The following is a 23,453-nucleotide window of genomic DNA, read 5'->3' as shown; positions in this document are numbered from 1 at the left end:
GATGAAGTGAAAGAGAGCGAAAGAATGGCCTTTTTGAAACTTGGTATTCCAAAGGGAAGTCTGGAAGAAGCCACAATCGAATTGTTTGAACAAGCCGGTTGGAGCATCAAGAAACGGGCACGCAATTACTTTCCGGTAATTGACGACGATGATATTGAATGTTCACTCGTGCGATCACAGGAAATGTCGCGCTATATCGAAGATGATGTGCTGGATGTCGGCTTGTGTGGGCTGGACTGGGTGCAGGAAAATAATTCTGATGTGGAAGTTGTCAGTGACCTGATTTATTCCAAAGTTTCAGACAAGCCGGCGCGTTGGGTGCTGGTCGTTGAAAAAGACTCCCCCATTCAAAGTGTCAAGGATCTGGATGGAAAACGGGTTGCGACAGAACTTGTCGGGTTTACCAAACGGTATCTGGAAGAAAATGGTGTTCAGGCAGATGTGGAATTTTCCTGGGGGGCAACCGAAGCCAAGGTTATTCAAGGCTTGGCAGATGCTGTTGTGGAAATTACAGAAACCGGAACCACCATCAAGGCCAACGGGTTGCGCATTGTTGAAGAATTGATGCAGACCCACACGGTTCTGATTGCCAACAAGGCCGCGTTAAAAGACCCGCAGAAAAAAGCCAAAATCGACCAGCTTGCCCTGATGTTACAGGCGGCGCTGTCTGCACGTCATAAGGTGTTGTTAAAAATGAATGCACCGGACGCCAACTTGCGCGAAATTGTCGCTATGTTGCCCAGTTTACATTCGCCAACGGTTAATCCGCTGTCTGACCAAAATTGGCATGCGGTGGAAACAGTTGTGGATCGTAAGCAAACACGCGATCTTATACCGGCGCTAAAGGCGGCCGGGGCACAAGGTATTCTGGAATTGCCTTTGCAGAAGATCTGCTAGGCGAAGGGACGTCTTCACAAAGAAAAAGGGCACTGATAATCAGCGCCCTTTTTTCGTATATTTGTTAAAGACCGCTTAGTCTTTGGCGCGCTCGACGTATGTGCCGTCCATTGTGTTGATGATCACACGGGTTCCGGCTTCGATATGCGGGGGAACAAGGATTTTAACGCCATTTTCCAGTACCGCAGGCTTATAAGAAGATGATTGTGTTTGACCTTTGACAACTGGATCCGCTTCGGAAATTTCAAAAGCCATTTTTTCCGGCAATGTAATACCGAGAACTTCGCCTTCGTGTGACTCGATGGTTACTGTGATACCGTCTGTCAGGAAGGGGGCTTGTTCATCAAGTAACATGGAACGGTTGGCTTCGATTTGTTCGTAAGTTTCGTTATCCATGAATGTCAGCAAATCGCCGTCACCAAAAAGGAATTGATATTCTTTTTGTTCAAGGGTAACGCGTTCAACGGTTTCTGATGCACGGAAGCGTTCGTTCAATTTCGTACCGACGCGAATGTCTTTAAGTTCTACCTGATTGAAGGCACCGCCTTTACCGGGTTTGACGGCTTGACATTTCACAGCGCGCCACAGGCCGTCTTTGTGATTGATGATATTGCCGGGGCGAATTTCGTTACCGTTGATCTTCATAGGTCTGGATATCCTGAAATAAACACTGAAATTGGCGCGAAATTAGCAGGAAGTTGCCTCTAAAGCCAACCCTTTTTGCGTAAAGGCGAGTTATCGTCTCAAAGTAACGAGTGAAGACTGGTATTTCTGATAAATTCGTCGAAATGTTCCATCATCAATCAAGCTTTGTGCCGCTTTTTTCAAATCATCAAGGCCTTCGCGTTGGATAAACTGACTAGAGGCTTGCACCCATCCTTGCAGTCGGTCCAGTTCAAAGGGGATGTCAAAGTCTGAACTGGTGCTTAGACCTGTGCGAACGGCATTGTAGGCCAAGCTTTGTTCTGTACCGACAACCGCATCAACGCGTCCGGCTTTAAACAAAAGCATGGAATGGGCATAATCCATTGAAGGGACGATGTTGAGATTTTCCTGCTCTGCAAATTTACCACCGACTTTCAAGCCGCGCGCAACAGATAAACTGAGATGCTGGAGGTCTTTATAATTTGTGATTTTTATGCCTTTTCGCGGCCAGACGACGGTTCGAAAATCAATGCCGACATTGACAACTGGAACCGTAATTTTTTCAGAATAGGGGGTGCGCAGGACGATGGAAAAGTCAGCTTTGCCATATTCCAATGATTTGAATAATCGTGCCATCGGAACGATCCTGTTCACGCTTTGACGTCCCATACGCTTGGCAATGGCATTGCCCCATTCAAAACAAATTCCCTTTGGAATGTTGTCATTTGTTTTATAACCCCAAGGCGGTAATGGCAGGGTTGCGATACGTAGCGGTGGTTTTTCTTGCGCATGAACGCTTTGCATTCCCGACACAAAGACGCAGATCAACAAGGCAAGGGATAATGATAAAAGTCGTTTGATATGTAAACGAACGGTCATTGTTTTTGCAGTTTCTCAAGAAGGGGGGGGAGGATTTATTATTTTTGCCCCATTGTAGATTATTCGCACAGCTTATTAAAGTGTTTTACCGCGTGCTCTACGCCTTTAGAGTGATTCCAGATACCACCGCATACGGCAAGGAAATCTGCTCCCGCTTCGATTAACGGTGTGGCATTGTCCGTTGTGATGCCGCCAATGGCAACGCAGGGGATTTCAAACATGGTGGTCCACCATTCCAAAATCCAGGGTTCCGCCTTTGTTTTGGCTTGTTTGGTGTCGGTTGGATAGAAGGCACCAAAGGCGACATAATCAGCCCCTTGTTCACCTGCAATCATGGCAAGATGTTTGGAATCGTGGCAGGTGACACCGATAATGGCGTCTTTTCCCATAATTTCACGGGCTTTTTTATAAGGTGTGTCATCCTGTCCGATATGGACGCCGTCGCAGCCCATTTCCTTGGCAAGGTCGGGGCGGTCATTGAGCACAAATGCGATATCGCGATCCTGTACAAGCGGTTGAAGCTTTTCACATGCACGACGGACCGTATCATCATCTACATCTTTCAGGCGCAGTTGAACGCAGGCGATTTCGCCGCTATCCAGTGCCGTAACAAGGGTGTCGGCAAAAACATCCAAATCAATTTTGGGCGGTGTAATCAAATAAAGCTGCGTATTCATGTTGATCCTGCTTTGCTGGCTTATGCCAGAACCTTGTGTGCGCCCCCGCATTGGGGATGGTTGTTGAAATAACATCTTTCTATAACAAAAAAGGGGACGAAAATCGCCCCCTACTTCACTTAAAAGAGTGATAACAGTGATTTAAAGTCCGGTTTGGGCCATTGTCAGGGCCGTATCCAGCATCCGGCAGGAAAAACCCCATTCGTTATCATACCAAGATAAGACCCGTACCAAAGTCCCCCCCATGACGGTTGTTTGGGTCAAATCAAAACAGGATGAATGTGGATTATGATTAAAATCGATGGAAACCAACGGGGCATCATAAGCACCAAGCACCCCTTTCATCCGTCCTTGGGCCGCTTCAAGGATAGCGGCATTGATTTCCTCTGTGCTGGTCGGGCGGGACGCATCGAACGTTAAGTCGATCATGGATACATTGGGGGTCGGGACACGAATGGCACATCCGTCCAATTTACCGGCCAGTTCCGGCAAAACCAGACCAACAGCCTTGGCGGCCCCTGTTGACGTCGGGATCATAGAAACCGCACCAGCGCGGGCACGGCGCATGTCTTTGTGCAGCATATCGACCATGCGTTGACCACCGGTGTAGGCGTGAACGGTGGTCATATATCCTTTTTCAATACCGACGGCTTTGTTCAATACATCGGCAACCGGGGCCAGACAATTGGTGGTGCAAGACGCGTTGGAAACGACTTTATGATCGTTGGTTAATTGATCGTGATTGACACCATAAACAACTGTCAGATCGGCGTCTTTTCCGGGGGCGGAGATCAAGACCTTTTTGGCGCCGGCGTCAATATGGGCCTGCGCTTCGTCACGGGCCTTGAAAATTCCGGTGCATTCAAAGACGATATCGATGTTCATCTCTGCCCAAGGGAGACTCGCCGGGTTGGGTTCGGAGGTAAATTTAATCGCTGTCCCATCAATGAGAATAGCGTTGTCGGTGGTGGAAACCTCGGCTGCTAAAATACCGTGAACGGAGTCGTATTTCAGGAGATGTGCATTGGAGTCAACCGGACCGAGATCGTTAATCGCAACGATTTCAAGGTCGCTTCGCCCGCTTTCAATGAGGGCGCGTAAGCAAAGACGTCCAATTCGGCCAAAACCGTTAATCGCCACGCGAATAGCCATTGTATCCTCCATATCCATTTATAAAAACCTAATATTTTATAGCACGTTAGCCAATGTCAAAACCAGCGTTGAGTTGTGGAAAACGTATCAAATAAGTGGTGTGCCTGAGACTTTTGTTTTTACCGGAGTCGCTTGGGGCTTGCTCAATGTGGTATTTTTTGTCATTACCTTAGCCTTGGAATTTCTCAGTATATATTAAATGGGGTTCGTCCTTGTCCGTTTCTGTACAAGTATCACCGCGTATTCTCTCTGCGTTTGATCGACTTGAAAAAGCTGTTCTGGTTCTGGAACAGGCGTGCGAGTCGCAAAGCACAAAGGTCGATGCGGCACAGGTTGAGGTTTTGCAGAACCAGATCGAAGGGTTAAAGCAAGATAATCTGGCGCTGTCCGAAGCACTGGAAGCGTATAGCGAGGCAGATTACGATACGCAGTTTGAAGAATTGAAAGATAAGATTTCAGTTCTCGAAGACAATAACCAGACCCTCAGCGTCCAAAATGAATCGTTGCATGAAATCAAAAGTGATTTTGCCACGCGTCTGGAAAAATTGATCGGCAATGTCCAGCAAATTCTGGATGAAGAGGAGGACGAATAATGGCTTCAGTCGCTGTTACCATTAATGGTCGCCGTTACGAGATTGCTTGCGAAGAAGGGCAAGAAGCGCAGCTTTCCCGATTGGGACGTTATGTGGATGACCGTGTGCGCCAATTGGCGGCTGCGGTTGGACAGTTGGGCGATACACGCTTGATGGTTATGACCAGTTTGTTGCTGGCAGATGAACTGAGCGATAAAAACGACGAGTTGGAAACCTATAAGGTGGAACATAGTGTCGCTGTGCGTGAACGCAAAGACGAGATGATTGTTCAAAAACTGGATCGCCTGACACAGAAAATCACGGAAATCGCGCAAACAATGGATGATGTGGACATTGCTGAAGTGAGCAGCAATGTTGAAACACTTGTTCACAATGATGATGAACTTGATGATCCTTCTGCGCAATAGGGCGTGACAATTCAAGAAAGACTGACTATATAGCCCAAGGTGAAGCTGCGAAGTGCGTCGGTGTTCATGAATCCCCGGGGCCAATAATGAAACCATCGGGAGCTGTCCCTGTCCACCTCGTGGGGTGGTTACACGGCGCCCACCTGCTTTGGCAGGCCTATGGTGGATCTAGTCAACATTACGGCTTATGTGGCTTCACCCGCACCTAATCGAACGAGGTGGTCTGTGACTTCTTTAAAGGAAGAAAAAAATCGTCTGCGCCTGCGTATGCTATCGTTACGCAAAGGGATCAATAAGCCGGAACTTTCCTCGCTGTTGCAGCAAACGTTTTTGAACGAAACTCATTTCAAATCTTATCAGAGGGTCGCGGCCTATTGGCCCATGTCCGGTGAACTTGATATTCGCCCATTGTTGCCGTCATTGCAGGCGCGCGGGCAGGTCTGTGCGTTACCCGTTGTGCTGAACAAAAACACACCGTTGATTTTTCGCAAATGGTTGCCCGGTGATGTGTTGGTTGCAGGACCACATGGGACACTCCATCCCCGCGAAGACGCACCGCTTGTTATCCCTGATTTAGTTCTAGCCCCCTTATTGGCCTTTGACCTTCAAGGGGGGCGTTTGGGGTTTGGTGGGGGCTATTATGATCGCACTTTGGTGAACTTGCCCACAGTCACCACAGTCGGGATTGCCTATGATGAACAGGCTGTGGAAGAAGTCCCGACGGATCGGCTGGATCAAAGAATGGACTGGATTGTTACGCCGACACGGGTTATTCACATCAAAGCGTGATTTTAAAAAAATGGACGAGATATATGCGTTTTCTTTATTGTGGTGATGTGATGGGCCGAAGCGGTCGCAATGCAATTGTTGAACAAGTTCCTCAATTGCGTGAGAAACTCGGTCTGGATTTTGTCATCGTCAATGGGGAAAATTCTGCACATGGCTTTGGCATTACCCGCAAGATTTGCGATGCTTTTTATGATGTTGGCGTGGACGTTATTACCACGGGTAATCACGCATGGGATCAGCGCGAGGTTATGAATTTTATTGACGATGAACCGCGACTGTTGCGCCCGTTGAATTACCCGGAAGGCACACCGGGGCGAGGTTTTCATGTCTATGAAATGAAAGATAATCGCCGTTTCTTTGTGGCTCAGGTCATGGGGCGGTTGTTTATGGACCCGTTGGATGATCCGTTTACCATGCTGTCGGCCGTGTTGGATAAGCATGTTCTGGGCCGTGATGTTCAGGCTTCACTGGTGGATATTCATGCCGAAGCGACCAGTGAAAAAATGGCGATGGGTCAATATTTGGATGGGCGTGTGTCGCTGGTGGCGGGAACGCACTCTCATATCCCGACGGCAGATGCGCAGATTTTACCAAACGGTACGGCCTATCAAACTGATGTGGGCATGTGTGGCGATTATGACAGCGTGATCGGGATGGAAAAATCGGTTCCGATTGAACGGTTTACAAAGAAAATAAGTGGACGTTTGACCCCCGCAGAAGGTCCGGCGACGTTGTGCGCAGTCTTTGTTGAAACCGATGATGAGACCGGTTTGGCCAAAACCGTTTCACCTCTCAGGCTCGGTGGTCGCTTGATTGAAATTGTTCCGGCCCTTTAATCAATTGAATAAAAAAGCCCCGATGCTCATTCAGTCATCGGGGCTTTTTTTTGTCTTTGGTTGCTCGGCTTTTTAATTGCCGCGAACCTGTTGCAGGAATTTTTGAACAACATCTTTCAACGATGTAGCCTGAGAGTTCAGCCCGCTGGATGCTTCCAGTACCATTTGTGAGGCTTTGCCCGTCTCGGCGGCGGCAAGGTTTACGTTTTCGATGTTTTTCGTCACATCGACCGTGCCGCTTGCTGCTTCCTGAACGTTTTTGGAAATCTCAATTGTTGCAGCGCCTTGTTCTTCAACGGCGATGGAAATGCTGCTGGAGATATCGTTGATGTTGTTGATCGTTTGACCGATGTTGGAAATGGCGCTCACTGCATCGGTGGTGGCCGATTGCATGGCATCGATTTGTTCGGTGATCTCTGCTGTGGCGCGTGCGGTCTGATCGGCAAGATTTTTTACTTCAGAAGCCACAACCGCAAACCCTTTACCAGCTTCACCGGCACGGGCGGCTTCGATGGTGGCGTTCAAGGCAAGAAGGTTGGTCTGTTCAGCAATGGAGGTAATCAACTCGACAACCTCGCCCACCTTATTGGCGGCAGAAGACAGGCTGCTGACGGTATCTGTCGCCTGTTGGGCTTCATCCACGGCTTCCTGTGCAATCCCGCGCGATTGTTCGACCTGACGGGAAATTTCGCTAATGGATGCGGACAGTTCTTCTGCGGCGGAAGCTACGGTTTGTACGTTACCGGTTGCCTGTTCGGCAGCCTGCGCTACGACATTGGATTGTTCCGATGTGGCGGCTGCGGTGCGCGACATACCTTGGGCGGTTGTTTCCATATCCTGTGCGGCTGTGCCGACGGCCTCCACCACGCTGCTGACAGTATTTTCGAAATTGTCGGCCATTTGGTTGAGGAAAGCGCGTTGTTTTTCTTCGCTACGTCGTTGGGTTTCTTCTTGTTCGTCGCGTAGTTTTTCAACTTCCTGTGCGTTTTTGCGGAAGATGCGCAACGCTTCTGCCATTTCACCGACTTCGTCTTTGCGCTCGTCTTCAAGGATTTTAACCTCGAGATTACCTGCGGCAAGAGCATGCATCACCTTGGTCATCGCCGCAATCGGGTTGGCAAGGTTACGGGCAACGACAAGACCGATAACGATAATGACAAGTAGTGTGATCCCGGCGGCAACGATGATAAAGGTGCGCATGGTTCGCACGGGTTCCAGAACTTCGTCTTCGGACATTTCAGCAACGACGCCCCAATGCATCCCCATGAAGTCCAGTGGGGCATAGGCTGCAAAGACATCTTCGCCTTTAAAGTCTGTGGTTTCTACAAGACCGGATTCACCTTTAAGGGCGGCTTTGACGGCTTCGTTGCTGATTTTTTGTTTAATAATGGTCTTTTCTTTGACCAGACGCAGATCACTGCGCAAAAGATTATCTTTACCAACAATGTAGGTTTCGCCTGTGTTGCCAAGACCGCGCGGGTTTTGCATAACCTGATCGATTCGTTTAATCGGCATGCGCACAATCAATGCACCGACGAAGACATCTTCTTCGTTTTTCACCGGACTTCCCATGAAGCTAGCCGCTTCGTTATTATCGGCTTCATAGGCGGCGAAATCTGTCATCGTCACGAAAGCGTTGTTGTCGCCGTTTTCTTTAATTTCTTTGAAAATCTTTGCGAAGTCTGTGTCTTTCCATTTGCCCTTTTCAAGGTTGGTCGCAAAATCATGTGCTTTATAAACGGAATAAATAACGTTGCCTTTGGCATCGACAATAAACAAATCATGGTAGGCCCGTGATTTGGCAAGGGGCTGGAACCAGGCATGATAACGTTGATGTGTGTCATGGTAGGCATCTTCGCTTTGACCGCGTTTCAGTTTGTCGCGTTCACCGGCGCTATTGGAATTATCTTCAATATATTCTTTCTGCAAGAACGCGGTGGCATCGCCGTATTCGGCGCCGATATCTTCATAGTCAACGGCCAGCTCAACCAAGGCATCTTTGACCATTTGGTTGCTGGATAAAATACCTAAGTCCTGTCGTATCCCTTCCATCAAAGACATGATGGAATGCGTTCGACTGTCAATAAGGGTTTGCATGCTGTCGTCAGCGGCAATTCGCATATTGTCGGCTGATTTTGTATAAGCAAGCAGCCCCGTGATCAGGATCGAAGCTAGTGCGAGAATGACGATGATTGCGGGGAGTTTGACTGAGATTTTGACGTTTGACAGTGACATTATCTTTTCCGATCTTTGGTTTCGGCCAACCTGTTATTGCAGCTTGCTGCTTTTGGTCGAATTACCCCAAGGGATATTTCGCAAAATTCGGAAGTATTTATGGCATAAGAAACCATACATATGATAGGGAAAATTTTATTTTTCAGTGAATTGGAAAGGTATGTTTTTCATATAGTTAGTTCATATTATCTTTTTGTGTCTATACTTAAGGATGATTTGGTGTTTGTGAATTGGTACTTTAGTTAAAAATGGGAAATGTTCGAAGGTGCACATTGTTTGTTGTTGTCAAGATGTGCTAATAGAATATCAGAGATGGATTTCTCGTCATTTTCAGAAAAGTTAAGGATTAAATGTAGGAACCATGGCTGGTCATTCCAAGTTTAAAAATATTATGCATCGCAAAGGCGCACAGGACAAAAAGCGCGCCAAAGAATTTGCCAAATTGTCAAAAGAAATTATGGTCGCTGCCGGAATGGGCACACCTGACCCCGATATGAACCCGCGCTTGCGTACAGCGATTGCTGCGGCGAAAGGGGCGTCCATGCCGAAGGACAATATCGAACGGGCCGTTAAAAAAGGCTCCGGCGAGATGGATGGCGATAATTTCGTTGAAATGCGTTACGAGGGGTACGGTCCCGGCGGTGTTGCCGTTATTGTAGAATGCCTGACCGATAACAAAAATCGCACCGCCTCCGATGTGCGCTCGACTTTCTCCAAACGAGGCGGAAACCTGGGTGAAACCGGTTCGGTTGCTTTCAGTTTCGAGCGTCGCGGCCTGATCACATATCCGCTGGATGTCGCTGATGGCGATGCGATGTTTGAAGCTGCTTTGGAAGCCGGTGCAACTGAAGTGGAAACAACGGATGAAGCCCACGAAATTTCGTGCGAACCCGATGAATTGCATGCCGTTTTGGATGAATTGGTCAAACAATTTGGCGACTCCAAAGGGGCCGCACTGGATTGGAAACCGACCAATACGACCGAACTGGATGCCGATAAGGCGCAAAGCCTGATGGGGCTGGTCGAAGCTTTGGAAGATCTGGACGATGTTCAGGACGTCTTCACCAATATGGAAGTCTCTGACGAGGTCATGGCAAGCCTGGCGGGCTAGGCGATGCGGATCGTGGGGCTGGACCCGGGATTGCGCATAACCGGATGGGGGATCATTGATATTGATGGGAACCGAATGCGGTGTGTTGCCGATGGTGCCATCAAGACGGATTCCAAACGCCCCTTGGCGGAACGGCTGGTACAGCTTTACGAAGGGATCGAAGATGTTCTTAAACGCTTCGGTCCCGTCGAGGCGGCTGTCGAGGAAACGTTCGTCAATAAAAACCCGAATTCGACATTGAAATTGGGACAAGCTCGCGGTGTCGTGATGTTGACACCGGCGCGGGCCGGATTATCTGTGTTTGAGTACACGCCCAATCAGGTCAAAAAGACGGTGGTGGGGAGTGGGCACGCACAGAAAGAACAAGTTCAAATGATGGTGAAAACCTTGTTGCCAACCGCCAAAATTGAAATTGCAGATGCGGCAGATGCATTGGCGGTGGCGATTTGTCATGCGCACAATCGTAATACGCCTGATAAATGGGGAGGGGTCGCATGATTGCCAAATTAAAAGGCTTGGTCGATTCCGTCGGGGAAGATTGGGTCATTCTGGACGTCAACGGGGTAGGATACCTTGTCTTTGCCTCCGCCAAAACATTGGGAAAATTGCCAAAAGTTGGTGAGGCAACATCACTTTTGATCGAAACTCATGTGCGCGAAGATCATATTCATTTGTATGGTTTTGGTGATGTTGCAGAACGTGACTGGTTTAAGCTTTTAACGACGGTTCAGGGCGTTGGGGCCAAAGTTGGTTTGGCCATTTTGTCAGCCTTGACGGCTCAGGACATCATGCATGCGATTGCCGCACAGGATAAAAAGGTTTTAACACAAGCCAACGGCGTTGGCCCGAAAGTGGCAACGCGTATTTTAACGGAACTGAAAGATAAAGCCGGTGCCATTGCACTGAGTAGCCCTGAAGGACTTTCGACGTCGTCGGGGCATGCGGCTTCTTCATCAACGGGTTTTGGTGGTGCACCGGTGGAGGCCGTTTCCGCCCTTGTCAATCTCGGTTATGGGCGCAGCGAAGCTTTGGCGGCTGTTTCCAAGGTGAATAAGGAACTCGGTGGTGAGGGTAAGCTGGATGACCTCATCCGCCTTGCCTTGTCGGAATTATCGGTGTTGGGCTAGGGGGCATCAGATATGTATGAAGATGAAAACCGCATGGTCTCGCCGGAACGTTCCGAAGATGATGTTTCTGAAAATTCCTTGCGGCCTCTGGCGTTAAACGAATTTATTGGTCAAAAGCAAGTCCGTGAAAATTTGAAAATTTTCGTTGAGGCCGCACGCGCACGTGGGGACGCGATGGACCATGTTTTATTTTACGGTCCACCAGGGCTGGGGAAAACAACACTGGCTCAAATCGTTGCACGTGAACTGGGTGTCGGATTCCGTGCCACATCCGGACCTGTGATTGCAAAAGCGGGTGATTTGGCGGCGCTGTTGACCAATTTGCAGCCTTATGATGTTCTCTTTATTGATGAAATTCATCGCCTCAACCCGGCTATTGAAGAAGTGCTCTATCCGGCGATGGAAGATTTCCAGCTTGATTTGATCATTGGGGAAGGACCGGCGGCACGTTCTGTTCGCATTGATCTGCCGCCCTTTACATTGGTGGGGGCGACAACGCGTTCCGGGTTGATCACCACACCGTTGCGTGATCGTTTCGGCATTCCGTTGCGGATGAATTTTTATGAAGTTGACGAACTGGAAGAAATTGTGACACGTGGCGCACGTATTTTGGGGATGGAAATGACATCGGACGGTGCCCATGAGGTTGCCAAACGTGCCCGAGGGACCCCTCGTGTTGCCGGGCGTTTGTTGCGCAGGGTTCGCGATTTCGCTCATGTGGCCGGTGTGTCCCCGGTGGATGCAGCCTGTGCCGATGGGGCCTTGAACCGATTGGAAGTGGATCATCGCGGTCTGGATGAGATGGACCGCCGTTATCTGAAATGTATTTGCGAAAATTACGGGGGTGGTCCTGTTGGTGTTGAAACGATGGCAGCGGCCTTGTCTGAACAACGCGACACGATCGAAGAAGTGATGGAACCATATTTGATCCAGCAAGGCCTGTTAATGCGCACCCCACGCGGACGGATGTTATCGGAAGCCGCCTATCGTCATTTGGGACTGGATGCGCCACAGGGACGTGAGGCCGCGCAAATGGATTTATTGAAAAAGGTGGATAAGGAATGACTGTTGGCCGCTTGGAAGGCGATACATTCATTTTCCCCATCCGTGTCTATTATGAAGACACAGATGCGGGTGAAATTGTTTATTATGCCAATTATCTGAAATTTGCTGAACGCGCACGAACCGAATTTTTACGATATTTCAATATTCATCAGTCAGAATTGCTAAAACAGGATCGGATTGCGTTTGCGGTACGCCGCGCGGAAGCGGATTATCGCAAACCGGCGAAACTGGATGATTTGTTGGAAGTCCACACCCGTTTCGTTAAGTTGGGTGGCGCGTCTTTGGAAATGGAACAGGTCTTAAAACGTGGTGAAGAGACGTTGGTTTGCGTAAAAGTGCGGATCGCCTGCATTCATTTAGAAGGCCGTCCGGTTCCTATTCCGCATGATATCAAGCAGGTGTTTATGAAAATGTTAGGGGTTCACAATGGAAAATAATCTGGTCGAGGCAGCCGTACTGGCAGGCTCCGTCGAGGTACACGACCTGAGTATGCTTGGCTTGTTTATGCGAGCCGATATTATTGTACAGGCCGTGATGGTGGGGTTGTTGCTGGCTTCCATCTGGTGTTGGGGGATTATTTTCGACAAGATCGTGCGTTTACGCCGATTGAATAAAAAAGCGGATAGTTTTGAGGATAAATTCTGGTCCGGGCAGTCTTTGGACCAATTGTATGACGCCCAAGGCAATCAGCCGGAAGACCCGATGTCTGCTGTGTTTGTGACAGCAATGCGCGAAGTTCGTCGGTCACAGGCGAAAGGGCGCGGTACCGGGGACGAAATGCGTACCCGTTTGCAAGACCGTGTTGATCGTGTGATGCAAATTACGGTGGGGCGCGAAATGGAACGTGTCGAAAAAAATATGACATTCTTGGCGTCAACAGGTTCAACAGCACCGTTTATCGGTCTGTTCGGGACTGTTTGGGGGATTATGAATGCCTTTACAGCGATTGCACAAACGAAAAACACCACATTGGCAGTGGTTGCCCCCGGTATTGCCGAAGCCTTGTTTGCAACAGCACTGGGCTTGGTTGCTGCGATTCCGGCGGTGGTCGCTTACAACAAACTCTCACGCGACCTTGATCGCTATGCCGGGCGTCTGGATAGTTTTTCCGGTGAGTTTGGTGCTATTTTGTCTCGTCAACTAGACGAAAAGAAGTAAATCATGGGTGCGTCATTCAATTCAGGTTCAGGCCGACGCGGGCATTACGGACGCCGTCGTTCTTCAGCACAAATGTCGGAAATCAATGTGACCCCGATGGTCGATGTGATGCTGGTGTTGCTGGTTATTTTCATGGTAACAGCGCCTTTGCTGACGGTGGGAGTTGAAGTCGACTTGCCGAAAACCAAGGCAGGTGAGATTCAAGGGCAAGACGAGCCCTTGGCGGTGAGTATTGACAAGGAAGGTAAGCTTTTTGTTCAGGATACGGCTGTTGAATTGGATGGATTGGCGCCCTTGTTGATGGAAATTTCCAAAAACAATATGGATATTCGTATTTTTGTACGCGGTGATGAAAAAATTGACTATGGCACAGTGATGCGGGTCATGGGCGTTTTGAACGGTGCCGGATTTACCAAGGTTGCGCTGATTGCTCGCAATCCTGCCAACAGTCAAAAGAAATAACCAAAAGTGATGCGCGGCCCCTTATCCATATCATTTTTTCTCCATCTGGCAGTTATTTTGCTGGCTTACTTTGGGATTCCGTTGTTGCCGGATCGTGATTTGATTGTGGAACCACCCATTGTTGTGGAAGTCGTACAAATTGATGATGTTTCCAATGTGCCGACGCCTAAACCCGTAACAAAAAAGCCGGAACCACCAAAAGAAAAACCGAAACCGCCGCCACCAGCACCCAAACCGCAGCCCCCGGCCCCAAAGCCGGAACCCAAACCTGCGCCAGAACCAGAACCCAAAGCCGAAGTTGTGCCGGAGAAAAAGCCAGAACCGAAACCTGAGCCCAAACCCGAACCGAAGCCGGAACCGGTGAAGCCGAAGCCGCGTGTTCAACCACAACAAGTGACGCAAAAGCCGAAGCCGCCGCAACGCAATGACTTTGACAGCTTGATGAAAGACTTGGCACCGACGTTGAAAGAAACGGCGAAGAAAGAAGAAAAAGAACAGGAAGAGTTAAAACTGGATGATCTCGCCAAATCTATTCAGGAAGCCATTAAACAACCGAGTAAGTTTAATGATGCCTCGCGTCCGCTTACCATTACGGAAATTGATGCGCTACGCCAGCATATTGCCAAATGTTGGAACCCGCCTATCGGTGCGCGTGAGGCCGAAAATCTGAAGATTGAAATCGAAGTCACGATGAACCCGGATGCAACACCGCGTGCGGCTTCGATTGCGTCTCGCACCCGTTTGTCCGATCCGTTTTATCAGGCGGCTGCGGAAAGTGCGTTGCGTGCGGTGAATAACCGTCGTTGCTGGCCTTATCCGTTGTCGCGTGAAACGTATGATCAATGGCGTGATCTGACATTGATTTTTGATCCGAAAGAACTTCTGGGGCTGTAAACAGAGTAAGAATTGCAGGGCAGGGATCAGGTTTTTGTCGTCTGCCCCTTGGCAGAACCACAGGAACTGCGTATCTTGCATCAAACGCATTGAACAGGACTGGATGACATGAGATTCGCACTGCGCTTTCTAGCTATTTTCACCATTATGGTTTCTGCCTTCCCCGCATGGGCCGAATTACGGGTTGATATCACACAAGGGCGTGTGGAACCTATGCCGCTTGCGATTGTGGAATTCGATGGCGAAACGGCGGAAGCCGCCCAGATTGGCGCGCAGATTGCCCAGGTGGTTTCGGCTGATCTGGAACGTTCCGGCCTGTTCCGACCGATTGATCCTAAAGCCTTTATCCAAAAAGAACTGTCAATGAAGACATTGCCGCGTTTTGGCGATTGGCGGATTCTAAATGCACAGGCCTTGGTGCAAGGTTTCGCCGTGCCACAAGGAAACGGACAACTTGCGATCCAATTTCGGTTGTGGGATGTGTTTGCTGAACAGCAGATGGTCGGTCTAGCTTATAATACCGTGGCGGATAATTGGCGCCGTGTGGCTCATATTATCGCCGATACCATCTATCAACGTATCACCGGGGAAAGCGGTTATTTTGATACCCGTATTGTTTATGTGGCCGAAAACGGTCCGGCCAATCGCCGGGTAAAGCGACTGGCGATTATGGATCAGGACGGGGCGAACCATAAGTTTCTGACGGACGGGCAAGACATGGTTTTGACACCGCGTTTTTCACCGACATTACAAGAAATTACCTACCTATCCTATTATCGCAACACACCTCGGGTTTACCTGTTCAACATTGATACGGGCCGTCAGGCTGTTTTGGGTGATTTTCCGGGCATGACCTTTGCGCCGCGTTTTTCTTTCGATGGCACCAAAGTGATTATGTCTATGGCGAAGGATGGGAACTCGGATATTTACACGATGGATTTGGCGACTCGACAGACGAAACGTTTGACCAGCCATTCCGCAATTGATACGTCCCCCAGCTATTCCCCGGATGGAACGCAAGTGGCTTTCAACTCGGACCGGGGAGGCTCTCAACAGATTTATGTTATGGATTCGAACGGTAAAAACGTCCGTCGCATCAGTTTTGGCAAGGGTCGCTATGCAACACCGGTCTGGTCACCGCGTGGTGATTTGATTGCATTTACAAAAATGTTAAGCGGTAAATTTTATATTGGTGTCATGCGCACAGACGGGAGCGGAGAACGACTTTTAGCGGACGGTTATTTGGTCGAAAGCCCAACGTGGTCGCCCAATGGCAGGGTTTTGAGCTTCTTCCGTGAAACCCTTCGCGGTGAAGAAAAAACGACGAAAATCTATACCGTAGACCTCACGGGTTACAATGAAAGAGAGCTGATTACACCCTTGGAAGGGTCCGACCCGGCATGGTCCCCCTTGATTCCTTAAAAATAGCTGCCTATAGTCAAACTTAAGACTTTGACGTTATTCGTCTTAATTCGGGGGGCGTCTAGGGGTCTGTGTAAATTATCGGTTTAAAACAAATAGTCCTAATAAGGGGATTGCTCATGCGTAAGTTTATTGGTCTGGTTGGTGCTGTTGCTCTGCTCGCAGCTTGTGAGACCGCTCCTCAAGATGGTGCCAATGCAACAGGCACCGGTAATGCGAATGCGACGGCTGCTCAAAAACTCGGCCCGGCTGCTGGTTCAGCTCAAGATTTTGTTGTTAATGTCGGTGACCGTGTGTTCTTCGGTTTCGACCAGTACAACCTCACTACAGACGCACGTGCGACTTTGGACAAACAAGCAGTTTGGCTGAAGAAATACCCAAGCGTTACAATCGCGTTGGAAGGCCATGCTGACGAACGCGGCACACGCGAGTACAACCTTGCACTGGGTGAGCGTCGTGCAAATGCTGCCAAAGAATATTTGGTAAGCCTCGGTGTTGATGCGGCACGTGTTAAAACCATTTCCTATGGTAAAGAACGCCCGGTTGCTCTGGGCCACAACGAAGCAGCATGGGCACAGAACCGTCGCTCTGTGACTGTTGTTTCTTTGGGTGCAGGTTCTTAATTTAAAAATTAAGTTCTCTGGTAGACCTTTTAAACAAGGCGTTTGCTGCATATCTTGTGGCAAACGCCTTGTTTTTTTGTGTAAATGGATGCACAAAGACAGTACGTGAAATCAACGCAGGTTCCGAATCTATGAGAATGTCCCTAAAAACGCTGTTCGCCACTACTTTTTTGATGACCGCCACGATTATGCCAGTTTATGCACAAGATAGTGATATGCAGGCCTTGGTCGATCGACTGGAACGGATGGACCGGGATATAAAGGCCCTGAATTTGAAAGTCTATCGTGGCACAAACGCCCCGGCGGTTTCAGGTGGTGGTGAAGATGTCAGTGGTCCGCTGGGCGCACGTTTGAGCATTCGGATCAATGAGCTGGAAAATCAACTACGCCAAATGACAGGGCAGATTGAGGAAACGGCCTTTCGGATTTCACAATTGACCACGCGTTTGGATAAACTGGTCGCTGATGTTGATTACCGCCTCACCACGTTGGAAGGCGGAACGCCGAATGGTGTTACGGCCCAACCCAATGAAACCGGAACGCAAGGCGAAAGCGTTGCGAATTTGCCAAACGGCGTATCGGGGGAACAACTGCAACCTCCCGCACCGTCTGGGCAAGAAGCCGCGGAAACCCCGCAAACGACACCAGCGGGCAGCCAGCCCGGTGTCCTTGGGACGTTGGAAGAAAAAGATCTGACAAACCCGACTTTATCACAGAAACCGTTGGAAAATACGCCAACTACCGGACAAGTGGAACAGCAGCAAGCGGCTTTGACACCGAAAGCGATGTATGAAAGTTCCCGGCAAATGTTGATGCGTGGTGAATTCGCCGATGCAGAAAAGTCGTTTAAAACTTTCCTTGAAGAAAACCGCGAACATGAATTGACCGGAAACGCACGTTACTGGCTGGGTGAAACCTATTATGTGCAAGGCAATTATGCCCAAGCGGCTGCGACTTTCCTAGAAGGCTATCAAAAAGATGCACGCGGGGCAAAAGCGCCAGACTCTTTGTTGAAGCTGGGTATGTCTTTAAAACGCATGGATAAAAAACGTGAAGCCTGTGCGGCTTTTGGTAAATTGCGCGCGGATTTCCCCAAATTGCCAGCCCATTTGTCTAAAACGCTGGAGCGCGAGCGCACTGCGGCCCAATGCAGCTAAGCAGGGATGAATTTTCATCTTTAATGACAAGCTTCCCTGATATCGGGGAACGCTTTGCTGTTGCTGTGTCCGGTGGGGCCGATAGTCTTGCGTTGTGTTTATTAGCAGCCGGGTGGGCAAAAGAAACGGGACGTCATCTGGTTGCGCTGAGCGTTGATCATGGTTTGCGGGCAGCCAGTCGTCAGGAATGTGACACGCTGCATGACACGTTGACGATAAAGGGGATTGAGCATCATATCCTGACATGGGTGGGTGAAAAACCGACCTCGGGTATTCAGGCGGCTGCGCGTGAAGCACGTTATCAATTGATGTCCAGATGGTGCTTGGAAAATCAAATTGAAGATTTGATGGTGGCTCATCATCAAGATGATCAGGCGGAAACGTTCCTTTTACGTTTGGCACGCGGCAGCGGTGTGGATGGCCTTGGGGCTATGAAACCAATAGTGCAACAGGCTGGAATTCGGCTTTTACGCCCTCTTTTACCTATTCCCAAAGAAAGGTTAACGTCGACATTAGAGACGATGGGGCAGGAGTGGGTGGAAGATCCCTCCAATCAAAATGAAGATTTTGATCGGGTGAAAATTCGTAAAAACATGGCCTTGCTTCAAGATCTTGGCTTAACATCCGAAAGATTGTCTCAAACCGCGCAGGCGATGCAACGCGCAGGCGATGCTTTACAGCGTATGACGAGAAACTGGTTAAAAGAACACGTCCGCCTGTTTGAGGAAGGCTATTGTGTCATTGCACAAACCGGACTGGATGAGTTGGAGGATGAAATCCGACTTCGCAGTCTCGCCCGAATCGGTATGGTAATCAGCGGCGAAATTTATCCGCCCCGGCTGGAAAGACTGCAACGTTTATCCATGAGCCTGAAAAATGGCAGCGATGCAACATTGATGGGCTGTCGCTGGATTGTGCGCAAAGACGATATTCTTGTCTGTCGGGAAACTCGTCATGGCGAGGTGCCGGATAATCTTTATCAGATTGATTATCCTCATTCATTCCCGAGTTTGAAATTGCGTATATTGGGACAGGAAGGCTGGAAACAGCTTTTGAAACAAAGAACGGGTAAGGATGATTTCGATCTTCCGAAACCCGTGATTTACAGTCTTGTGTCGTTTTGGGATGAGGAAGGGGTTTTGGCTGTTCCACATTTAGGTTATCAACGCGTGGGTAGCGAATTTGAGGCGCAATTAACGTTTATCGCCAAAAAGAGGCTGTTATCGTAAAGTTTCGCCTTGCGTGAGTGAGAAAATAGCTTATCTCTAATTCACTAAGAATTGTACGAATACGAAGGAAGGAATCCTAACGTGAACTTTAGCAGGAACCTCGCGCTGTGGGTTATCATTGCATTGCTGATCTTTGCGCTGTTCAATCTGTTCCAAAGCTCTAACCAGCAAATGGACCAGTCGACTGTGCCGTTCTCCGACTTCATCACTGCGGTTGAAGAGGGTAACGTGCAGGACGTGGTCATTCAGGACAACACGATTACGGGCACATATCGCGATGGCATCAAGTTTCATTCTTATACGCCGGACGATCCCAACCTGATTTCCACCTTGCGTGAAAAAGGCGTGAAAATCACCGCTGTGCCGAAAGATGACAGTGTGTCGTTCTTCTCTATCCTGATCAGTTGGTTCCCGATGCTGCTGTTGATCGGCGTTTGGATTTTCTTCATGCGTCAGATGCAGGGCGGCGGTGGCAAGGCGATGGGCTTTGGCAAAAGCCGTGCGCGTCAATTGACGGAAAAGCAAGGCCGCGTGACTTTTGAAGATGTGGCGGGAATTGAAGAAGCCAAGCAAGAACTGGAAGAAGTGGTCGATTTCTTGAAAGATCCGTCCAAGTTCCAGCGTCTTGGTGGGAAAATCCCCAAAGGCTGTCTGCTTGTTGGTCCTCCGGGGACAGGTAAAACATTGTTGGCACGCGCGATTGCCGGCGAAGCCAATGTTCCGTTCTTTACGATTTCCGGTTCGGATTTTGTTGAAATGTTTGTCGGTGTCGGTGCCTCTCGTGTACGCGACATGTTTGAACAAGGCAAAAAGAATGCCCCTTGTATCATCTTTATCGACGAGATCGATGCGGTCGGTCGTCATCGTGGCGCCGGTCTTGGCGGCGGTAATGATGAACGCGAACAGACCCTCAACCAATTGCTGGTCGAGATGGACGGCTTTAGTGACAACGAAGGTGTGATCCTGATTGCCGCAACCAACCGTCCCGACGTTCTGGACCCGGCCCTTTTGCGCCCCGGTCGATTTGACCGTCAGGTTGTTGTGCCGAACCCGGATATTCAAGGTCGGGAAATGATCTTGGGTGTTCATATGCGTAAAGTTCCGATCGGCCCGGATGTCGAGCCTTTGGTCATTGCGCGTGGAACGCCGGGTTTCTCCGGTGCAGATTTGGCAAACCTTGTGAACGAAGCAGCCCTGTTGGCAGCACGTCGCAACAAGCGCCTCGTCACCATGAGTGAATTTGAAGAAGCCAAAGACAAAGTGATGATGGGTGCGGAACGCAAATCCATGGTCATGTCCGATGACGAGAAAAAATTGACGGCCTTCCACGAAGCTGGTCATGCCTTGTGTGCTCTTCATATGGAAGCATCCGATCCGATCCATAAGGCAACGATCATTCCGCGTGGTCGTGCGTTGGGGATGGTGATGCGTTTGCCGGAATCTGACCGTGTGTCCTTGTCGGTTGAAAAGCTGCGTGCGGACCTGGTTGTTGCGATGGGTGGACGTGTGGCCGAAGAACTTGTTTTTGGTAAAGACAAGGTCACAACCGGTGCATCCAACGATATCAAGCAAGCCACCAACATGGCCAAGCATATGGTTATGGAATGGGGTATGAGTGATAAGCTTGGCCCGATTGCTTATAGCGAGAATGAACAGGAAGTTTTCCTTGGTCATTCCGTGACGCAAACGCAGAATAATTCTGAAGAAACAGCACGTGTGATTGATTCAGAAGTTCGTGAAATTATTGAGACGGCTTATGATAAAGCAACAGCCATTCTCACAGATTTCCGCGACCAACTGGACCTTATCGGGAATGGGTTGATTGAATTTGAAACCCTGTCCGGTGATGAAATTCGCGAGTTGTTAAATGGTAATCCGCCCAAACGCGGCGGTACAGGTGGTGCAGCGGGCGGTGACGGCAAACGTCGCAGTACGATCCCGACAGCCGGCCATAAGAAAGACTCTTCGGATGGCAACGGCATTGAGCCGGAACCGCAACCGGGTGAGTAATCTTTAAACACCTTATCACCCCGCATATTCTGCGGGGTGATTTGTTTTTGGGGTAAGATAATGACATTCCATACGGACACATTCGGTTCACCATCCTGGCCCAGCGGGTTTTGTTCCCCTGAACTTGATCTTGCCAAGGCGGTTTATCTTCGACCCTTAGCCCCGTTTATAGAGGGTGGCTTTGACTTCCCGCTTTATGAAGTTGCTGTTCGTCTGGATGGGGGTGTCTGGCGTTTTACCTCTACGCATAGTGATTTAATGCAATGGGCAAACGAGGAAGGCGAAGACCTTGTTGCCCATGTTGGCAAAATGTTGGAACGTTTGGAAAGTCCAATTCGACGATTTGCCGGACTTGAGGTCGGACGCCGTCCTTTGATCATGGGAATTGTCAATGTCACCCCGGACAGCTTTTCAGATGGGGGTGATAATTACGATGCGTCTGACGCGATTGCGCATGGTAAAGCCCTGCTGGCAGCGGGTGCGGACATTCTGGATATCGGGGGGGAATCAACACGCCCGGGTGCGGCCGCTGTGGATTTTGAGGAAGAGGTCCGCCGTGTTGTTCCCGTCATTCGCGGGTTAAAGGGTTTAGGGGCGAAAATCTCCATTGATACACGACATGCGGACGTCATGGCCGAAGCGGTGGCGGCGGGTGCCGATATTATCAATGATGTAACTGCCCTTGAAGGCGATGGTGCGTTGGAAGTTGCCGTTCAAAGCGGTGTGCCTGTGATGTTGATGCATATGCAGGGCGAACCGCAAACCATGCAGGATAATCCGGTTTATGAAGACTGCGCGCTGGATGTGTTTGATTACCTGCAAGACCGCATCCGCGTCTGCGAAGAAGCTGGCCTGAAACGGGAAAATATCTGTATTGATCCCGGTATCGGGTTTGGTAAGACGCTGGATCATAATATGGAAATTATGAACCGTATCGGCCTTTATCATGGTCTGGGTTGTCCCGTCCTGCTTGGGGCATCACGCAAAAGCTTTATCTCGAAAATCTGCGGTGATATTCCGGCAAAAGATCGTCTGCCCGGCTCGCTTGCTGCGGTGTTGAAAGGGGCGGATGTTGGTGTCCAGATCGTGCGTGTGCATGATGTTGCAGAAACCAAACAAGCCTTGGATGTCTGGTGTTATTAACTTAGCAAGATTTATCAATCGGGTTTGACGTAGCTTAAAGGGGAAAGGAGTTCAACATATGAACCAGACGATACAAGTAAGCTACCTGAGCCGAATTGAACGCGTTTTGTCTTTTATCGCAGATCATTTAGATGACGATCTTGATATGGAAGATTTGGCGGATGTGGCCTGTTTTTCAGCCTATCATTTTCATCGTATTTATCGGGGGCTGGTTGGTGAAACCGTGACCCAAACCGTGCGGCGTTTACGCCTGCAACGCGCGGCAAGCGATTTAATCCGCAGCCACTCCGATATCGAAGAAATCGCCAAGCGTGCGGGTTATGGTAGTGTGGAGGCTTTTTCGCGTGCGTTTAAAAGCGCATTTCAGAAATCACCTGCTTCGTATCGGGAACATGTGCGTGAAACTCCTGTCTCATTGATCCAGCAAGAAAGGAATGCAGGAATGTTTAACGTAGAAATCAAGGAATTCCCCGCTCGTAAAATGGCAGCAATTGCCCATCATGGGGATTATATGGGCATAAGCAAAGCCTTTGATAAAGTCTTCATGTGGGGGATGAAACACCAAAAACTGACCGCAACGACACCGGGGACGGGGCTTTATTATGACGATCCAAGCCAAGTGCCAAGTGATCAGTTACGATCTGAAGCCGGGTTCATTGTGGATGAAGAATGCGTGGATGAAGAAAATGGTGTACGCACGCTGGATATCCAGGGTGGGCGATATGCGGTTCTGCGCTTTAAAGGGTCATATGCGGAATTGCAAAAAGGCTATGATTATCTGTTCGGCCCGTGGTTGAATGAGTCAGGGGAAACCCCTGCCAATGCCCCGGTGATGGAAGTGTACCTGAACGATCCTCAATCCACCCCACCCAGCGAACTGCTGACCGATATTTGTGTGGCTTTGCAATAAAGGCTTGTGTGTGAGAGTGAAGGTGGCGCCCC

Annotated in this window: 25 protein-coding genes and 1 other RNA gene; 21 read left to right on the top strand and 5 right to left on the bottom strand. The window is 49.4% G+C overall.

Going from position 1 to position 23,453, the window contains the following annotated elements; genetic code table 11:
- Positions 1–24: 24 nt before the first annotated feature.
- On the top strand, positions 25–897 hold the full coding sequence (gene hisG, locus ACN0VA_RS03595) for an ATP phosphoribosyltransferase (protein WP_417819822.1): 873 nt from the start codon (positions 25–27) through the stop codon (positions 895–897).
- Positions 898–972: 75 nt separating this feature from the next.
- Here the strand turns inward: hisG and efp are convergent, their stop codons facing one another.
- The 4 genes from efp to gap all read right to left on the bottom strand — a co-directional run bounded on the left by efp (position 973) and on the right by gap (position 4,250).
- Positions 973–1,542 (bottom strand): elongation factor P, encoded by a 570-nt coding sequence (efp, locus tag ACN0VA_RS03590; protein ID WP_417819821.1) that lies wholly within the window; start codon positions 1,540–1,542, stop codon positions 973–975.
- A 90-nt stretch (positions 1,543–1,632) separates the two neighbouring features.
- A complete protein-coding gene (locus tag ACN0VA_RS03585) occupies positions 1,633–2,421 on the bottom strand; it encodes a substrate-binding periplasmic protein (protein WP_417819820.1) in 789 nt (262 codons plus the stop codon).
- Positions 2,422–2,480: 59 nt separating this feature from the next.
- Complete coding sequence (gene thiE / locus ACN0VA_RS03580) at positions 2,481–3,098, bottom strand: thiamine phosphate synthase (protein ID WP_417819819.1); 618 nt, start codon at positions 3,096–3,098, stop codon at positions 2,481–2,483.
- 141 nt (positions 3,099–3,239) lie between these two features.
- Complete coding sequence (gene gap / locus ACN0VA_RS03575) at positions 3,240–4,250, bottom strand: type I glyceraldehyde-3-phosphate dehydrogenase (RefSeq protein ID WP_417820308.1); 1,011 nt, start codon at positions 4,248–4,250, stop codon at positions 3,240–3,242.
- A 212-nt stretch (positions 4,251–4,462) separates the two neighbouring features.
- On the opposite strand from gap, the gene ACN0VA_RS03570 reads away from it, so the two are divergent.
- From ACN0VA_RS03570 to ACN0VA_RS03550, 5 genes are all read left to right on the top strand, one after another.
- Positions 4,463–4,843: a hypothetical protein gene (locus ACN0VA_RS03570; RefSeq protein ID WP_417819818.1), complete on the top strand. Its 381-nt coding sequence runs from the start codon at positions 4,463–4,465 to the stop codon at positions 4,841–4,843.
- Positions 4,843–5,250: a cell division protein ZapA gene (locus tag ACN0VA_RS03565; protein ID WP_417819817.1), complete on the top strand. Its 408-nt coding sequence runs from the start codon at positions 4,843–4,845 to the stop codon at positions 5,248–5,250. Before ACN0VA_RS03570 ends, ACN0VA_RS03565 begins: the two co-directional genes overlap by 1 nt.
- A 39-nt stretch (positions 5,251–5,289) precedes the next feature.
- Positions 5,290–5,450: non-coding RNA, 6S RNA (ssrS, locus tag ACN0VA_RS03560), on the top strand.
- A 25-nt stretch (positions 5,451–5,475) separates the two neighbouring features.
- A complete protein-coding gene (locus ACN0VA_RS03555; RefSeq protein WP_417819816.1) occupies positions 5,476–6,039 on the top strand; it encodes a 5-formyltetrahydrofolate cyclo-ligase in 564 nt (187 codons plus the stop codon).
- Positions 6,040–6,062: 23 nt separating this feature from the next.
- The gene (locus ACN0VA_RS03550; RefSeq protein WP_417819815.1) at positions 6,063–6,875 is read left to right on the top strand and encodes a TIGR00282 family metallophosphoesterase; all 813 of its coding nucleotides are present in this window, start codon (positions 6,063–6,065) and stop codon (positions 6,873–6,875) included.
- 72 nt (positions 6,876–6,947) lie between these two features.
- On the opposite strand, the gene ACN0VA_RS03545 is transcribed toward ACN0VA_RS03550, so the two are convergent.
- Positions 6,948–9,110 carry a methyl-accepting chemotaxis protein gene (locus ACN0VA_RS03545; RefSeq protein ID WP_417819814.1) on the bottom strand — a complete coding sequence of 721 codons (2,163 nt, stop codon included), beginning with the start codon at positions 9,108–9,110 and terminating at the stop codon, positions 6,948–6,950.
- Positions 9,111–9,471: 361 nt separating this feature from the next.
- On the opposite strand from ACN0VA_RS03545, the gene ACN0VA_RS03540 reads away from it, so the two are divergent.
- The 15 genes from ACN0VA_RS03540 to ACN0VA_RS03470 all read left to right on the top strand — a co-directional run bounded on the left by ACN0VA_RS03540 (position 9,472) and on the right by ACN0VA_RS03470 (position 23,421).
- Positions 9,472–10,221, top strand: a complete 750-nt coding sequence (locus ACN0VA_RS03540) for a YebC/PmpR family DNA-binding transcriptional regulator (RefSeq protein ID WP_417819813.1) — start codon at positions 9,472–9,474, stop codon at positions 10,219–10,221.
- A 3-nt stretch (positions 10,222–10,224) separates the two neighbouring features.
- Positions 10,225–10,719, top strand: coding sequence for a crossover junction endodeoxyribonuclease RuvC (ruvC, locus tag ACN0VA_RS03535; RefSeq protein WP_417819812.1), 495 nt, complete (start codon positions 10,225–10,227; stop codon positions 10,717–10,719).
- Positions 10,716–11,348 carry a Holliday junction branch migration protein RuvA gene (ruvA, locus tag ACN0VA_RS03530; protein WP_417819811.1) on the top strand — a complete coding sequence of 211 codons (633 nt, stop codon included), beginning with the start codon at positions 10,716–10,718 and terminating at the stop codon, positions 11,346–11,348. Before ruvC ends, ruvA begins: the two co-directional genes overlap by 4 nt.
- 12 nt (positions 11,349–11,360) lie before the next feature.
- Positions 11,361–12,413 carry a Holliday junction branch migration DNA helicase RuvB gene (gene ruvB, locus ACN0VA_RS03525; RefSeq protein ID WP_417819810.1) on the top strand — a complete coding sequence of 351 codons (1,053 nt, stop codon included), beginning with the start codon at positions 11,361–11,363 and terminating at the stop codon, positions 12,411–12,413.
- The gene (gene ybgC, locus ACN0VA_RS03520; protein ID WP_417819809.1) at positions 12,410–12,850 is read left to right on the top strand and encodes a tol-pal system-associated acyl-CoA thioesterase; all 441 of its coding nucleotides are present in this window, start codon (positions 12,410–12,412) and stop codon (positions 12,848–12,850) included. The genes ruvB and ybgC overlap by 4 nt, the downstream gene beginning before the upstream one ends.
- Complete coding sequence (gene tolQ / locus ACN0VA_RS03515; protein ID WP_417819808.1) at positions 12,840–13,571, top strand: protein TolQ; 732 nt, start codon at positions 12,840–12,842, stop codon at positions 13,569–13,571. Before ybgC ends, tolQ begins: the two co-directional genes overlap by 11 nt.
- 3 nt (positions 13,572–13,574) lie before the next feature.
- A complete protein-coding gene (tolR, locus tag ACN0VA_RS03510; protein ID WP_417819807.1) occupies positions 13,575–14,033 on the top strand; it encodes a protein TolR in 459 nt (152 codons plus the stop codon).
- A 6-nt stretch (positions 14,034–14,039) separates the two neighbouring features.
- Positions 14,040–14,927: a cell envelope integrity protein TolA gene (locus ACN0VA_RS03505; RefSeq protein ID WP_417819806.1), complete on the top strand. Its 888-nt coding sequence runs from the start codon at positions 14,040–14,042 to the stop codon at positions 14,925–14,927.
- Between the two features lie 108 nt (positions 14,928–15,035).
- Entirely contained in the window at positions 15,036–16,349 is a 1,314-nt protein-coding gene (gene tolB / locus ACN0VA_RS03500; RefSeq protein WP_417819805.1) for a Tol-Pal system beta propeller repeat protein TolB, read from the top strand.
- A gap of 119 nt (positions 16,350–16,468) precedes the next feature.
- Positions 16,469–16,972 (top strand): peptidoglycan-associated lipoprotein Pal, encoded by a 504-nt coding sequence (pal, locus tag ACN0VA_RS03495; RefSeq protein WP_188661141.1) that lies wholly within the window; start codon positions 16,469–16,471, stop codon positions 16,970–16,972.
- A gap of 131 nt (positions 16,973–17,103) precedes the next feature.
- Positions 17,104–18,129 (top strand): tol-pal system protein YbgF, encoded by a 1,026-nt coding sequence (gene ybgF, locus ACN0VA_RS03490; protein ID WP_417819804.1) that lies wholly within the window; start codon positions 17,104–17,106, stop codon positions 18,127–18,129.
- A 23-nt stretch (positions 18,130–18,152) separates the two neighbouring features.
- Positions 18,153–19,358, top strand: a complete 1,206-nt coding sequence (gene tilS, locus ACN0VA_RS03485) for a tRNA lysidine(34) synthetase TilS (protein ID WP_417819803.1) — start codon at positions 18,153–18,155, stop codon at positions 19,356–19,358.
- Positions 19,359–19,439: 81 nt separating this feature from the next.
- Positions 19,440–21,368 carry an ATP-dependent zinc metalloprotease FtsH gene (gene ftsH, locus ACN0VA_RS03480; protein ID WP_417819802.1) on the top strand — a complete coding sequence of 643 codons (1,929 nt, stop codon included), beginning with the start codon at positions 19,440–19,442 and terminating at the stop codon, positions 21,366–21,368.
- 60 nt (positions 21,369–21,428) lie between these two features.
- Positions 21,429–22,511 (top strand): dihydropteroate synthase, encoded by a 1,083-nt coding sequence (gene folP, locus ACN0VA_RS03475; RefSeq protein WP_417819801.1) that lies wholly within the window; start codon positions 21,429–21,431, stop codon positions 22,509–22,511.
- A 58-nt stretch (positions 22,512–22,569) separates the two neighbouring features.
- Positions 22,570–23,421, top strand: a complete 852-nt coding sequence (locus ACN0VA_RS03470) for an AraC family transcriptional regulator (protein WP_417819800.1) — start codon at positions 22,570–22,572, stop codon at positions 23,419–23,421.
- Positions 23,422–23,453: the final 32 nt, after the last annotated feature.

The sequence above is a fragment of the Terasakiella sp. genome (assembly GCF_048267425.1).
Lineage (GTDB): Bacteria > Pseudomonadota > Alphaproteobacteria > Rhodospirillales > Terasakiellaceae > Terasakiella.
Note: the sequence above shows the minus strand (reverse complement) of the source record. Positions and strands in the feature narration are given on the sequence as shown.